General features: G+C 64.2%; 14 protein-coding genes. 8 read left to right on the forward strand and 6 right to left on the reverse strand.

The features are described 5' to 3' along the window. Window positions 1–95: 95 nt before the first annotated feature. Entirely contained in the window at window positions 96–1,835 is a 1,740-nt protein-coding gene (ggt, locus tag XH93_RS17675) for a gamma-glutamyltransferase (RefSeq protein WP_194474503.1), read from the forward strand. 105 nt (window positions 1,836–1,940) lie between these two features. Here ggt and XH93_RS17680 read toward each other — a convergent pair whose 3' ends face one another. After that, a complete protein-coding gene (locus XH93_RS17680) occupies window positions 1,941–2,252 on the reverse strand; it encodes a hypothetical protein (RefSeq protein WP_229175215.1) in 312 nt (103 codons plus the stop codon). A 566-nt stretch (window positions 2,253–2,818) separates the two neighbouring features. Between XH93_RS17680 and XH93_RS17685 the strand changes: the two genes are divergently transcribed. The 6 genes from XH93_RS17685 (at window position 2,819) to XH93_RS17710 (ending at window position 7,565) form a co-directional block, all read left to right on the forward strand. Next, window positions 2,819–5,308 carry a penicillin-binding protein 1A gene (locus XH93_RS17685; protein ID WP_194474504.1) on the forward strand — a complete coding sequence of 830 codons (2,490 nt, stop codon included), beginning with the start codon at window positions 2,819–2,821 and terminating at the stop codon, window positions 5,306–5,308. A 162-nt stretch (window positions 5,309–5,470) separates the two neighbouring features. Further along, on the forward strand, window positions 5,471–5,683 hold the full coding sequence (locus XH93_RS17690; RefSeq protein WP_139861446.1) for a hypothetical protein: 213 nt from the start codon (window positions 5,471–5,473) through the stop codon (window positions 5,681–5,683). 346 nt (window positions 5,684–6,029) lie between these two features. Then, the gene (locus XH93_RS17695; protein WP_194474505.1) at window positions 6,030–6,278 is read left to right on the forward strand and encodes a hypothetical protein; all 249 of its coding nucleotides are present in this window, start codon (window positions 6,030–6,032) and stop codon (window positions 6,276–6,278) included. Next, window positions 6,275–6,508 (forward strand): hypothetical protein, encoded by a 234-nt coding sequence (locus tag XH93_RS17700; protein WP_194474506.1) that lies wholly within the window; start codon window positions 6,275–6,277, stop codon window positions 6,506–6,508. Before XH93_RS17695 ends, XH93_RS17700 begins: the two co-directional genes overlap by 4 nt. Before the next feature lie 315 nt (window positions 6,509–6,823). Next, complete coding sequence (locus XH93_RS17705) at window positions 6,824–7,195, forward strand: helix-turn-helix domain-containing protein (RefSeq protein WP_194474507.1); 372 nt, start codon at window positions 6,824–6,826, stop codon at window positions 7,193–7,195. Between the two features lie 166 nt (window positions 7,196–7,361). Further along, window positions 7,362–7,565 (forward strand): hypothetical protein, encoded by a 204-nt coding sequence (locus tag XH93_RS17710; RefSeq protein WP_194474508.1) that lies wholly within the window; start codon window positions 7,362–7,364, stop codon window positions 7,563–7,565. 67 nt (window positions 7,566–7,632) lie between these two features. Here XH93_RS17710 and XH93_RS17715 read toward each other — a convergent pair whose 3' ends face one another. The 5 genes from XH93_RS17715 to XH93_RS17735 form a co-directional block, all read right to left on the reverse strand. Next, window positions 7,633–8,145, reverse strand: coding sequence for a hypothetical protein (locus tag XH93_RS17715; RefSeq protein ID WP_194474509.1), 513 nt, complete (start codon window positions 8,143–8,145; stop codon window positions 7,633–7,635). 204 nt (window positions 8,146–8,349) lie between these two features. Continuing rightward, the gene (locus tag XH93_RS17720) at window positions 8,350–8,709 is read right to left on the reverse strand and encodes a hypothetical protein (RefSeq protein WP_194474510.1); all 360 of its coding nucleotides are present in this window, start codon (window positions 8,707–8,709) and stop codon (window positions 8,350–8,352) included. A gap of 13 nt (window positions 8,710–8,722) precedes the next feature. Further along, window positions 8,723–9,754: a glycoside hydrolase family 108 protein gene (locus tag XH93_RS17725; RefSeq protein WP_194474511.1), complete on the reverse strand. Its 1,032-nt coding sequence runs from the start codon at window positions 9,752–9,754 to the stop codon at window positions 8,723–8,725. A gap of 69 nt (window positions 9,755–9,823) precedes the next feature. Further along, a complete protein-coding gene (locus XH93_RS17730; RefSeq protein ID WP_194474512.1) occupies window positions 9,824–10,048 on the reverse strand; it encodes a hypothetical protein in 225 nt (74 codons plus the stop codon). A 22-nt stretch (window positions 10,049–10,070) separates the two neighbouring features. Then, on the reverse strand, window positions 10,071–12,959 hold the full coding sequence (locus XH93_RS17735) for a phage tail protein (protein WP_210340492.1): 2,889 nt from the start codon (window positions 12,957–12,959) through the stop codon (window positions 10,071–10,073). Between XH93_RS17735 and XH93_RS41900 the strand changes: the two genes are divergently transcribed. Next, complete coding sequence (locus XH93_RS41900; RefSeq protein ID WP_210340493.1) at window positions 12,943–13,083, forward strand: hypothetical protein; 141 nt, start codon at window positions 12,943–12,945, stop codon at window positions 13,081–13,083. The genes XH93_RS17735 and XH93_RS41900 overlap by 17 nt on opposite strands. Window positions 13,084–13,093: the final 10 nt, after the last annotated feature.

The following is a 13,093-nucleotide window of genomic DNA, read 5'->3' on the forward strand; positions in this document are numbered from 1 at the left end:
CTTCGCCTATAGTGCGCGCGCGTGCGGCCTGCTAAACCTACGCGCTCAAAGTGCAACCTAGGCCGCGACACGTCGGCGTTCCCGGGGGTAAGTCCATGCAAAAATCAACGATGCGCGTGCGGTGGATCGCCGCCGCGATTGTAGCGATCGGTACCGTGGCCACAGCGCCGCTGCGCGCCGCCTCGGTGGCGCCGGTCGCCGCCGAGAACGGCATGGTGGTGTCGGCCCAGCACCTCGCCACCCAGGTCGGCGTCGATGTGTTGAAGCGCGGCGGCAACGCCGTCGATGCGGCGGTCGCGGTCGGCTACGCGCTAGCCGTCGCGTATCCGGCGGCCGGCAATCTCGGGGGCGGCGGCTTCATGACCATCGAGCTCGCCGACGGCCGCAAGACTTTCCTCGATTTCCGCGAGACCGCGCCGAAGGGCGCCACCGCCAACATGTATCTCGACAAGGACGGCAACGTCATCAAGGGCCTCTCGACCAAGGGCCATCTCGCCGTCGGCGTACCCGGCTCGGTGGCCGGGATGGAATACGCGCGCGAGAAATACGGCACCATGAAGCGCGCCGACCTGATCGCGCCCGCGCTGCAGCTCGCCGAGGACGGTTTCGTGCTCGACCAGGGCGACATCGAGATGCTGCATTCGACGACCAATGATTTTCGCGAGGACCCGGCCTCGGCTGCGATCTTCCTCAACAACAACGGCAAGCCGTTCCAGGTCGGCGAGCGGCTGACGCAGCATGAGCTTGCCGAAACGCTGCGCGAGATCTCGAAGCGCGGCAGCGATGGCTTCTACAAGGGCTGGGTCGGCGCTGCGATCGTGGCCTCCAACCAGGCCGGCAAGGGCCTGCTCACGCAGGAGGATCTCGACAATTACAAGGTCCGCGAGCTGGCGCCGGTCGAATGCGACTATCGCGGCTATCACGTGGTCTCGGCGCCGCCGCCGAGCTCCGGCGGCGTGGTGATCTGTGAAGTTCTGAACATTCTGGAAGGCTATCCGCTGCGCGAGCTCGGCTATCACTCGGCCGAGGCCGTGCACTACCAGATCGAGGCGATGCGTCACGCCTATGTCGACCGCAACAGCTATCTCGGCGACCCCGACTTCGTGAAGAACCCGCTCGAGCGCCTGCTCGACAAGAGCTACGCCGCAAAGATCCGCGCCGCGATCGACCCGGCCAAGGCCGGCGTGTCGAAGGATATCAAGCCGGGCGTGCCGCCGCACGAGGGCAGCAACACCACGCATTATTCGATCGCCGACAAGGACGGCAACGCGGTGTCGGTGACCTACACGCTGAACGACTGGTTCGGCGCCAAGGTGACGGCGGCCAAGACCGGCGTGCTGCTGAACGACGAGATGGACGATTTCACCGCCAAGGTCGGCGTGCCGAACCTCTATGGCCTGGTGCAGGGCGAGTCCAATTCGATCGCGCCGGGCAAGCGTCCGCTGTCCTCGATGAGCCCGACCATCGTCTCCAGGGACGGCAAGCCGGTGATGGTGATCGGCACGCCCGGCGGCAGCCGCATCATCACCGCGGTGCTGCTGACCATGATCAACGCCATCGATTACGGCATGAACGCGCAGGAGGCCGTCGACATGCCGCGCTTCCACCAGCAGTGGCTGCCCGAGGCGACCAATCTCGAGAATTTTACGCTGTCGCCGGACACGCGGAAGATTCTGGAGGGCATGGGCCACAAATTCGGGCCGCCGCAGCCGGCCAACCATCTCGCCGTCATCATCATCGGCGCGCCGTCGCTGGGCGGCAAGCCGGTCGGCAACAACCGCTTCTACGGCGCCAACGACCCGCGCCGCAATTCGGGACTGGCCGCAGGGTATTGAGCGGTGCGTTGAGTGCCGTAGCCCGCATGAGCGAAGCGATATGCGGGGACCGAGTCCCGGATATCGCTGCGCTCATCCGGGCTACGAGACCGCGTCCGTGTGGCCTCAGGCGACCTGCGACGACCCGCCGGCGGCGGCTTCGTCGGCGGTGAGCAGCAGCCGCCGGCGAATCGCGTCCTCGACCAGCGCGAGCGATTGTCTGGCTTCGCGGGCGTCGGCCTCGGCGGCCTGGGCGCGGAATTCGATCGCCTCGAGCTGCTCCTGCTGGACCTCGATGCGTTGCCGGGCCTCTTCAAGCGCGCGCGAGGCGTCGCGCAGCTTGCGTTCGGTGGCGTTGATGATTTCGATCTGGGCCCGCTCGGCGGCCTCGGCGCGCGCTTCGCCGGCACGGGCCCTGTCCTCGATGCTGCGGAACAAATCCGCCGCCTGATAGACGAGATCGAGAGCCTGGACGCCGGCATTGGGAGCGGGCGGTCGTGGAAATCCGAGGATATTTTCAGTGGTCGAAAATGGCCGTCTAAAACCGCGCAGTGCCATTCAAGTCAGCCCTCGCGAGTCGATTGCGTGATAACAACTTGCAGTAGTTATAGTTAACAAAAAGTTAACGCCGCAATTTCCGCAGCAATATCCACTGCTTTGTGGATGTTACGTTGAGTCGCATCCCGTAGAAGCCCGGATCGGTGGCTGGTTTTGCTGCGGCTCAGAGCGGGAGGGCGGGCACGGACTCCGCTCCCCGCTGGCGCAGGCCCGGTGGTTGAGGCTGGAGATTCCGGCCGCGCGGAGCCATCGCCTGTTGCGGCCCATTGCGCTGATTTGGACGCCGCGCCCGAGCCGCGCTCTATGGCATTAGTTTGACGTTTGGGCCTCTATAATTCTCCCGCGTCGAATTGCAGGTCCGGGAGGCGACCGATATACCGGACCGCCTGTGTGGCAGCGCAACGGGCTCAGAACGAGCCACGTATTCGCCACGGAAAATCTGGTCGATGAGATTTCTGTTACGGTTCTTCGGATTCCTGTTCACCGCGGGGTCCATCCTGTTCCTGGCTGGCCTAGCCGCAGTGGCAGGGGCGTTCTGGCACTTTTCCAAGGACCTGCCGGACTATTCGCAGCTCCAGAACTACGAGCCGCCGGTGATGACCCGCATCCACGCGGCCGACGGCGCGCTGCTCGGCGAATATGCCAAGGAACGCCGGCTCTATCTGCCGATCCAGGCGGTGCCGAAGCTCGTGATCAACGCGTTCCTCGCCGCCGAGGACAAGAATTTCTATGAGCACGGCGGCGTCGATTATACCGGCATGGCCCGCGCCGGCGTCGCCTACATCCAGAATTTCGGTTCCAACCGCCGTCCGCAGGGCGCCTCGACCATCACCCAGCAGGTCGCCAAGAACTTTCTCTTGACCAACGAGGTGTCGTTCACCCGGAAGATCAAGGAAGCCCTGGTCGCGATGCGAATCGAAAAGGCCTATTCCAAGGACAAGATCCTCGAGCTCTATCTCAACGAGATCTATCTCGGCCTCGGCGCCTACGGTATCGCGGCCGCCTCGCTGGTGTATTTCGACAAGTCGGTCAACGAGCTCTCGGTCTCGGAGGCCGCGTATCTGGCAGCGCTGCCGAAAATGCCGGCGAGCCTGCATCCGGTGCGCAACCGCGCCCGCGCCATCGAGCGGCGCAACTACGTGATCGACCGCCTGCAGGAGAACGGCTGGATCACCCAGGCCGACGCCGAGAAGGCGCGCAAGGAACCGCTGACCGTCACCAACCGCTCCAACGGCGCGCACACCTTTGCCGGCGAATATTTCTCGGAAGAGGTCCGTCGCGACCTGTTCGATCGCTACGGCGAGAAGAAGCTGTATGAAGGCGGCCTGTCGGTGCGCACCACGCTCGATCCCAAGGTGCAGGTGATGGCGCGCAAGGCGATGGTGACCGGGCTCGTGAACTATGACGAGCAGCAGGGCTATCGCGGCGCGATCCAGAAGCTCGACATCACCGGCGATTGGGGCGTGCCGCTCGCCGAGATCAAGTCGCTGTCGGACATCTCGCCGTGGCGGATGGCGGTGGTGCTGGAGAGCAACGACCAGTCGGCGCGGATCGGCTTCCAGCCCGGCCGCGAGCTCGGCGGCGCCGTCAGCAAGCAGCGCGACACCGGCATCGTCACGCTCGAGGGCGTGCGCTGGGCGAGGGCGCTCTCCGGGCCGTACAAGGGCAAGAACCCGAGCTCGGTGGCGCAGGTGCTGCAGCCCGGCGACGTGATCTACGCCGACCCGCTCTACAACAAGGACGGCCAGCGCGTCGAAGGCCAGTATCGGCTGCGGCAGATTCCCGAATTGTCGGGCGCGATGGTGGCGATGGATCCGCGCACCGGCCGCGTGCTGGCGATGGTCGGCGGCTTCTCGTTCGACCAGAGCCAGTTCAACCGCGCCACCCAAGCCTACCGGCAGCCGGGCTCGACGTTCAAGCCGATCGTCTATTCGGCGGCGCTGGACAATGGCTACACGGGTTCGAGCGTGCTGGTCGACGGGCCGATCGAAATCGACCAGGGGCAGGGCAACATCTGGCGTCCGGAAAACTTCGATGCCGGCAAGTATATGGGGCCGATGACCTTGCGCAACGCGCTGCGGCTGTCGCGCAACACCGTGACGGTGCGGCTGGCGCAGGAGATCGGCATGCCCCTGATCGGCGAATACGCCCGGCGTTACGGCGTCTATGACGAGCTGCCGAATTATCTGTCCTATTCGCTCGGCGCCGGCGAGACCACGGTGATGCGCATGGTCACGGCGTATTCGATGATCGCCAATGGCGGCGGCCGGGTGAAGGCGACCCTGATCGACCGCATCCAGGACCGTTACGGCCACACCATCTTCAAGCACGACCAGCGCGAATGCCGCGGCTGCGACGCGCCGGAGGGCTGGAAGAACCAGGCCGAGCCGCAGCTGGTCGACCATCGCGACCAGGTGCTCGATCCCATGAGCGCCTACCAGATCACCTCGCTGATGGAGGGCGTGGTGCAGGCCGGCACCGGTACCGCGCTGAAGGCGGTCGGCAAGCCGATCGCCGGCAAGACCGGCACCTCCAACGAGGCCAAGGATCTGTGGTTCGTCGGCTTCTCGCCTGACCTCGTGGTCGGCCTCTATGTCGGCTACGACAAGCCGCGCTCGCTCGGCCGCAACGCCCAGGCCGGCCACACCGCAGCGCCGATCGCCCGCGACTTCATGAAGCTCGCGCTGGCCGACAAGCCCGCAACCCCGTTCAAGCAGCCGGCCGGCATCCGCCTCGTCCTGGTCGACGCCAAGACCGGCCTGCGCGCGGCTGCCGGTCAGAAGGGCGTGGTGCTCGAAGCGTTCAAGCCGGGCAGCGCGCCGCCGGCCTACGACCCGACGCTGGTCGCCGGCACCGATGTGATCGACGGCACCCAGCAGCCGCCGCCGGATTCGGGGCAGGCGGTGATGCGGTCGGGCACCGGCGGGCTGTACTGAGCCGGGGCAGCGAGCGCCGGCTGGCTCGATCCATTCAGTCTCGCGCACCGCCCGCGGCAACGTTGGCGGTGCGGCGCTTTGTCAGGCCGCTTGAACGTGCCGCTTGCGCGACCGACCTAATGGATGGAAGCGCATCGAAGTGGCGTTTGCTGCGGGTCACGAATGCTCAAGGTGCTGAAGGTGCTGAAGGTCGCCGTCCACATCGTGTGGGCGATTGCCGTGATCTCGTTCGCTACCCTGGTCGGCGCGAGCTATGGATGGGCGCATCACGGCTGGATCGGCGCGGTTGCGCTCGGCACCGTAGGGTTTTGCGCCGGGGCATTGCTTGCCACAGATCTTTCCGTGCTGCTTGAATTCCTTTGTGCGGGTCTCTGACGCCGCGACCGGGGAGCCGGGCCGCATCCCCACACGCCGCACCGGCCGCGATTTTCACGCCCATTCGCCGCCAACAATGCTTGCCAAGCGTGGGACCAAGCAGGTAGAAGGTCGCTCTCGCGCGGACCGCTGATTTGGCAGGCGAACCCGCTGTACCGAGATGTCCAGACATCCAGCTAAGCTGTTGATATCAGGGCCTTTCTTGGGGAATGGTGTAACGGTAGCCTAATGAGTTCTGGGCTATCCCGTTGAAATTCCTCGACCGGTTTTGCAATGGACCCGTTTTTCGATCCGCTTGTTTCCGGCCAGTTCCCGGTCATTTGCAAAACCACCGGGCGCCGCTGACGTGGCCGGATCCTACCCCGTCAAGATCACCTTCGGCGAGATGCGCGAGCAGGGCCATCGCGGCATCATCGTCTATTGCCGGGACTTCGCCTGCAGCCACAATGTCACGATGAGCGCCGACCGCTGGCCGGACCACGTCCGGCTATCGGATGTCGAGCCCAGCTTCACCTGCAGCGCATGCGGCAAGAAGGGCGGCGAGATCAGGTCCGATCCTGTCACCTATGTGCGGCCGGCACGGTACCGGCCATGAGCCGCAAGCCGACGCCTCCATTGAGCCGAAAGCCGCTCGAGATCCCGCCTGAGGTCGCCCGACAGTTCATCGCCGAGATGCAGGCCTACCACGCCGAGTATGATGTAACACGGCGTGAGGAGATCGCTGCGCGCGCCAGGCACATGCTGCTCGAGCACATGCCGAAGGGATCGAAGCTGCGCCTGACCGAGGTCCAGGAGCTGTTCGACCAGATGCGGAAGCAGTCGTGACGGGATTCCTGTTGCGTGCGCGGCAGCATCTGCCGTAGGAACCGGTTACGCAACCTCTGGTCTCTCGAAAACCACCGAACCTGATGTGATACTCCCCTCCGCTCGCGGAGCGCGGCTTGATATCCGCCCCCGCGAGATAAGGCAGCAGAGCTCAACTGCCGGCATAGGCCGGGCGGCCCCACGAATAACCGCTAGTAGCAGCGCAGGGTCGCTCCCTGCGTGGCGGCAATAACGGGGGTCAGCAAGCTCTGCTGCTGAATATCAACCGCCCGGCACCAGCCGTGCCCAGCCAAGCAGCGAGGAGGGCTGCCGCCGGTGCTGACCAAGTCCAGGCTCTACCACGTCACGCGCCTCTGGGTCGAGCTCACGCGCCAGTTGCATAGGACCGTGGCGCCGGAGATGCAGCATCAGTTCGGATCGCGCATCGGGCTGCTGCTGATCGGCGCGGCAGTCTACATCAGCACGGTCGAGGGCAGGCCGATGACGGCCAGCGGGCTCGCGGCCTTTGTCGGCATGCCGCGCGCGACCCTCATCCGCCGCCTCGCGCGACTGCGTAGGCTCGGCATCGTCGACAAGGTCGGCGGCACCTACCGGACGACGGCAAAGCGGCTCGACCAACTGTCCCGAAATGATCAAGCTGCACCTCTCGTCAGGCTGGTGCGCGCAACTCATGAGAAGCTGCGATGATGATGCTTCGCCTTTCGTCGCGTCCATTTTGGACACCAAGACTGTTGTCGACCTCAGCGTGCATGTGTTGAGATGAACGCGCACAGACCGAAACGCGGATGGCGACAATTTTTCAAGGTCTGATGCGCGTGCGGCAGTATTTCAGAAAACAGTACGGGGTTTTGCAATGACGCAGGGCGGAGACCAACGTGATCTGAGCATCGATTTCGACACCGAGGCGAGGATCATCGCCAAGAACGAGACGCACACCGTGCTGGCGGTGCGCGTGGAGAATGCCGTCTTCACACGGAATGCCGTCCTGATGGCGGCGCTCGCGAACATCATCCTGCTCGGCGAGCCCGACCCGAACACGCCTCCCGGCATGGCCTGAGAAACGCAAAAAGCGCCCCGCCGGCCGGAGCCGAGCGGGGCGCCACAATCGCAGTGCGGATGAAGCTCTAGCTTCTGTGTTCCGATCTCGCTTCCTTGATGTCTTCCTTCATCTCGGTCTTGAACTCGCGAATCTCGGTCTTGAGCTCGGCAAAACCAGCCTTCAGGTCGGAGCCGATCTGACCGATTGCCCGCTCGAATTCCGGCTTCTGCACGTAGTATTGCAAGCCAAACTTCTCGACCCGATGGACGTCCTTCTCCACGGTCTCCGTGAATCCTCGCAGCGCGTTCGCGATTTCCCTGACGCGGTCATCGGATGCCCGGAACATGGCGTCCATGTCATCGCGAATGTTCGTCATGTCTGTATTCCGCGAAGTGACGGCGTCGGCGAGCGCTTTTTCAGTCTGACGACGGCTCTCGGCGATGGCGTTCGTTCTGGCAATCACCTCGTCCGCGATCTTGGATGAGGTGTCTTTCTCGATTTTGGAAACCGCGCGCGTTACCGAAACGATCACCGTTGCGCACGTCAGGAGAAATCCGCCGCCGGTGAGTGCCAGCATCGCCATCTGAAAATCGGTCATTAGCGACCTTCACCTTCCATCGTGCAAAGGCGCGGCGACGAGCCGCCACGGGCTCACTTCGGCTTGAACGCCGGGCACCCGAGCCGCTCGCCGTACTCATTGTGGCCGAGGATCGCTTTGGATGTGCCAGGCGTCAGGCGGTCGTCTTTGGAGACATAGATCGCCGACCAGCCCGTGCACACCGATCCGCCGCAGCCCGACAGGCTAATCGCGAGACCAGCGATCGCGAAGCCGGTCCTCAGCCTGCTTGTCAGAGAGATTTGAGACTTCACGGTCGACCTCCGTTCTCTTGGCCAGCGCATCGGCGTTGCGCCGGCGCTCCTCTTCCTCGGCATTAGCTCGTCCGCGGTAGCGTCCGCCGAGGAAGGCGAGCAGCGCGGCTCCGACCCCGATCAGCGCGACGCGCACAGGCGCCGGCAGTGCCGCCCAGATCGGCAGCAGGATCGGCGAGAAGAAGTAGAAGGTTGCGCCCGCGCCGGCGGCCGCGATCGTAAGCCACACCCAGAGCGGGATGTGGTCCACGATCCAGTTGAACCAGATACTCAGATCGATCGCGGCTGCCATCATGCCGGCCTCCTTACGCCGCGCTCTGCTTCCCAGCCGGAATCGGGGCAGGCGGGTTCACGCGGTCCTCGGTGTCGCCGGCCTGCCGGCCGGAGGTGGTCACCGTCCCGGGCGCGATGTTGCCGGTCTCGGAGCCTCGAGCCGTGGGGTCGACGTACTGCGCCTTGACCTCGTCGGGCACGATGTCGTTGTCGTTGACAGCAGGAGCGGGCGCGAGGTCGAGCGCATCGGTCAGTGCAGAATTCTTGCGCCGCGCGTACCAGGCCCATAGCAGGCCGCCGGCGGTCGCCAGCGCGCCGAGCACCATGATGGCAGTCAGCGCCTGGTCGACGAAGTGCGAGGCGCCCTGGAGCGGCTGCAGGGTGGACTGCACGGTGGTGAGCGTCGTGGTGACGGCGCCGCCGGCGGTCGTCGCGTCCGACGGAGCGGTGGACACCAGCGGCTGCGCGTCGACGATGGTCGCCTTCTTGTTCATGTTCGGCGACCATGCGACGGCAGGGCCGACGCTGCCCATGGCCCAGGCCTGGCCGATCTTCTGCAGCTGGGAGGTGCGGGAAAGCCATCCCTTGCCGAAATGATAGAAGGTCTTCAGCGAGCGGAGGAACGCATTGCGCCGCTCGACTACCTTTGCGATCAGGTCGTCGTGGTCCGGATAGTTGAGGATGGCCTGCAGGGTGACGTTGCCGAGCACGCCGTCGGCGGTGAGGCCGAGCGCGCGCTGGACCCATTTCACAGACTGCGACGGGCCCGAGTTGATGGCGCCGTCGGCTACGACGAGGTCGACGCCAGGCGGCAGCTCGTTGAAGCGGACCTTCTGGCCGTAGTTCTCCCAGTAGATCTCATCACGCTCCGCGTCCGTCATGGTGAAGACGTCGCGGTTCGGCTTGCCGTTCTTTCGCAGCCATGCGGAGAATTCCCGCTGGATAACGCCCTGGTTGGTGCGGCCGCCGGGGTCGACCGGATCATCGTCCTTGCCGCCCTCGAACTTCAGGTAGATTTTCATGGCGTCCTGCCACGAATGATCCTTGCCGAACTGATCGACCATCGCTCTTGCTCCCTGACAATAAAAAAGCCGCCTCGAGGGCGGCTGGTGCTGATGCGAATTTTCCGAATTCTATTCGTCGATCGCGGGATCGCCGACCTTGAACGGCTTGACCCCGTCGACGTCGGCCTTGCGCTCCTCGAGCGTGGTCGCAGCATCCTTGACCTGAAGCTTGCCGGCCTCGCGCGCAGCGACCATGTCGGTCGACAGCGTCGTGACCGACAGCTGCTCGCCGGGCTCGACCGACACCCCGTCGATCGGCAACGGCATGGTGGTCACGTTCTTGATGACGAACATGGGCATTTCTCCTTGTTCTGGTTCACACCGTCAGCTTCAGGGTGGTGATGCCGAAGCCCTGGGTGTCGAGGTCGAACGCTCCGCCGAAGACGTCATTCGTGGCGCCAGGGGGCGAGCCTGAGTACGCGTGGGTCGAGATGTAGTAGTCGGTCCCCGATACAGCGGAGAACGTGAACGACACCGTGCCCGTGCCGCCGATCGATCGCGGCGTGTAGTGGGCGACCGCCGTCAGAGACCCCAGGACGGAGCCGGTCCACACCGTGACACCGAGCTGCCGGTCACTCGGAGATGTGATGGCCTTAATTGTGCTGAGCGTGGCGTCGAGCGTGACGGTGACCGTACCCGTCACCGTCGAAGTGAACTTGTGCCACATGGAGTGGCCGTTCCGGTAGGTATAGGGGTCGTTGACCGATCCCGTAGTCGGCGCGGCCCACGGCGGGTCGTCCTCGGCCGCTTCTGTCGTGCCGTACCGCATGTCGACCTGGACGAGTTGGTCGAGTTCAATCAGCCGCGCCGAGGCGAAGCTGTCGTTCGTCGGCGTCGCTGTCTGCTTCGGCCACCAGTGAACCGCCGTCGACGGGTCGAGGCTTTCGCTGATTTCCGTAAGCCGCGTGTGGTTACGGGCGAAGGCATCCCAATGGATGTAGTTCTTGCCGTTGAAATAGCGGCCGCGGAAGCCGTAGAAGTCGAAGCCGTTCCAGATGATCTCGTCGACGAACGCTCCGCCGTCGGCCGAGCCGTCGCTGAGCTTCCGGCGAGCGATGTAGCGCCGGGGCGCGCGGACCGGGAAGTCTGTAAAATAGTTGTAGTTCGTGTGGTTGCAGAAGACGAAGAAGTGGGTGTCCGATCGCCACCCCCAGCCGCGCACCTGGCTGATGGCAACCACGTTGGGGTCATCGGTCAGGTTGACGACAGTCTCGCTGAAGCCTGACGAGAAGTCCCAGAGGGCAATGCGGTGCTTCTCGTAGGCGCGCCCCGTGCTGCCATTTTCCTCGGCACCGTAGAAGACGTCGCCGTGGCTGATCAGGGTTTCCGAATTCTTGAGCGTGAAGGTCGAGAGATTGGTGGACCAGACCGTTAGGTCGGCGACGTCGGACGACCAGAACTTGGTCCCGGTCACAAGGCCAGAGGTGGCCGGGATGACGACGAGGTCATTGTCGAGGATGACGCAGCCGGCTGCCGTGTAGGCCGTGTCGCCAGAGGCGAAGCTATAGACGTCGTGGAGTTCCCACGCTGCGGATGTCTGATCGCCCCACATCTGGATGTTGAGGACAACAAGCTTGATGTCGTTGCTGCTCGCGAACGCCGAGCCATTGAACCCGCCCATCCACGGCAGGTACAGCTTGCCGTTGCGGAAGGTGAAGCCGTAGTTTCCGGCCGTGTTCGTATTGACGTTGTGTGGGCTGGCTCCGCCATCATAGAAGCCCGCAGGGACCGTCCATGTCTGGATGCCGGTGATCGTGGTCGCCGTCTTTGGCAGACGAGACAGGCAGAGATAGCCATGATCGAGCCAATAGACGTAGGTATCGTCCTCGAACATGTTGACGGGGTAGTTCGCACGGCCCCAGTTGGCGCCGGCGACGTCGCTCTGATCGAGCGCCTTGTACTTGGATGACCCGATCCTGAGCTGTGGAGTTGGCCAGCTGTTCACCGAGGCATAGATCGGGAATTCCGCCGCCGCGTAGACGCGCTCGGAATCGACGACAAAATCCGCCAGCATGACGTCCGCAGGCCAACTGAGGCGGGTATTGGAGCCGCCGCTGCTCCCAGAATCTCCGCTGACGTCGACCCCGGTTGCCGTCAGCAGATTCAGAGCCTGGACTTGCGCCGTCCGGTTCTTGGTGTGGGTCTGTTTCTCGACCAGCGTGACGTAGAGGTCGCCGCTCGTCGTCGTGATCTGGACAGTGTCTCCGGCCTCGACGCGGGTGTCGGTCATCTCATATGCGAGGCGGAGGCCCTTGGCCCTCAAGGTGTACAGGATGGTGAAGGCAAGATCGCGCGCCGTCGTGGAATCAACCACGAATGAGGATGAGAGTGAGCTGATGAGGGTGGAGGCTGACGTCCCCTCATGCAGCGCCGATTCCGGCTTGAGATCAAAGCCGCGGTTGAAGTCCGGGTACGTCAGGTTGACGCCGACCGGGACCTGGTCGGGGGTCGCCCGGCTGAAAGATATGGTCGGCGACCCATTGGTCCGGATGAGGTCAGCTTCATCAACGTCGAAGTCGATCACCAGCGACGAGTTGACCTCGCGCCGCACGATCTTGATGTGATCGCCGTCGAGGATCTGGAAATTGTAGATGTCCTTGTGCGAGGTGAGGAAGTCGCCCACCGAGCCCTGGCTGGTCACGATCACACCGTAGCACTGGTCGTCGATGCCGGTGACCGACTGATAGCCGACGTAGCCGCGCCGCGCCAATGCCGCGGCGATGACGCCGTTGAGGCAGTCGCTGACATTGAGCAGCGTCGTATCGGTCCGCCGGAATTCGACGCTGATATTCGGCACCGCGTTGTTCGCGATTGCCATCGGGAAGTTTGGGAAGACGATGGTCCGCAGACCGCGATAGGCCGGGACATTCCCCGCACCAAGGAACTCTTCCATGATGGGGCTCGGCAACTCGCCCGGGCCGCCCGCATGAAACTCCATCGTCGAGACGCAGTCGGCAAGTGCCTGCTGGTCCTCTGGCGAAAGATTCGCGACCGTGATGACGCCGCCTGCCGAATAGTCATAAAACAGCGTGGAGTTGGCCCACATCCTTTGGATGCGGATCGGCTCTGCGACGTCGATCGGCTCGCAATAGGCGCAGCACATCGACACGAAGCTGGACGCGCCGGCGGTGGCCGTGGCCTCGATGCCGCCGTCCCAGATCGGCTGACCGGCAAGGCGGACGTTGCCCATGGCCAGCGGGATCACGGTCCCGATGGTGTTGGCGGAGAACTGCTGGAAGGCCGGCGTGGTCGGCGCCGGCGTCGTGGTCGCGGCCGGGCTGACTGGAGCGAGGATGCTGATGGGCGTCAGGATGCTGACGTCGGCATAGTGCGTGCCCC

It is taken from the genome of Bradyrhizobium sp. CCBAU 51753, assembly GCF_015291565.1.
GTDB classification, from domain to species: domain Bacteria; phylum Pseudomonadota; class Alphaproteobacteria; order Rhizobiales; family Xanthobacteraceae; genus Bradyrhizobium; species Bradyrhizobium ivorense.

Bases quoted from the DNA above. Each gene is read 5' to 3' on its own strand.
- XH93_RS17690 (WP_139861446.1), top strand. From the start codon at position 5,471: ATGCTCAAGGTGCTGAAGGTGCTGAAGGTCGCCGTCCACATCGTGTGG.
- XH93_RS17685 (WP_194474504.1), top strand. From the start codon at position 2,819: ATGAGATTTCTGTTACGGTTCTTCGGATTCCTGTTCACCGCGGGGTCC.
- XH93_RS17700 (WP_194474506.1), top strand. From the start codon at position 6,275: ATGAGCCGCAAGCCGACGCCTCCATTGAGCCGAAAGCCGCTCGAGATC.
- XH93_RS17720 (WP_194474510.1), bottom strand. From the start codon at position 8,709: ATGGCAGCCGCGATCGATCTGAGTATCTGGTTCAACTGGATCGTGGAC.
- XH93_RS41900 (WP_210340493.1), top strand. From the start codon at position 12,943: ATGGCCAGCGGGATCACGGTCCCGATGGTGTTGGCGGAGAACTGCTGG.
- XH93_RS17715 (WP_194474509.1), bottom strand. From the start codon at position 8,145: ATGACCGATTTTCAGATGGCGATGCTGGCACTCACCGGCGGCGGATTT.
- XH93_RS17725 (WP_194474511.1), bottom strand. From the start codon at position 9,754: ATGGTCGATCAGTTCGGCAAGGATCATTCGTGGCAGGACGCCATGAAA.
- XH93_RS17710 (WP_194474508.1), top strand. From the start codon at position 7,362: ATGACGCAGGGCGGAGACCAACGTGATCTGAGCATCGATTTCGACACC.
- ggt (WP_194474503.1), top strand. From the start codon at position 96: ATGCAAAAATCAACGATGCGCGTGCGGTGGATCGCCGCCGCGATTGTA.
- XH93_RS17730 (WP_194474512.1), bottom strand. From the start codon at position 10,048: ATGTTCGTCATCAAGAACGTGACCACCATGCCGTTGCCGATCGACGGG.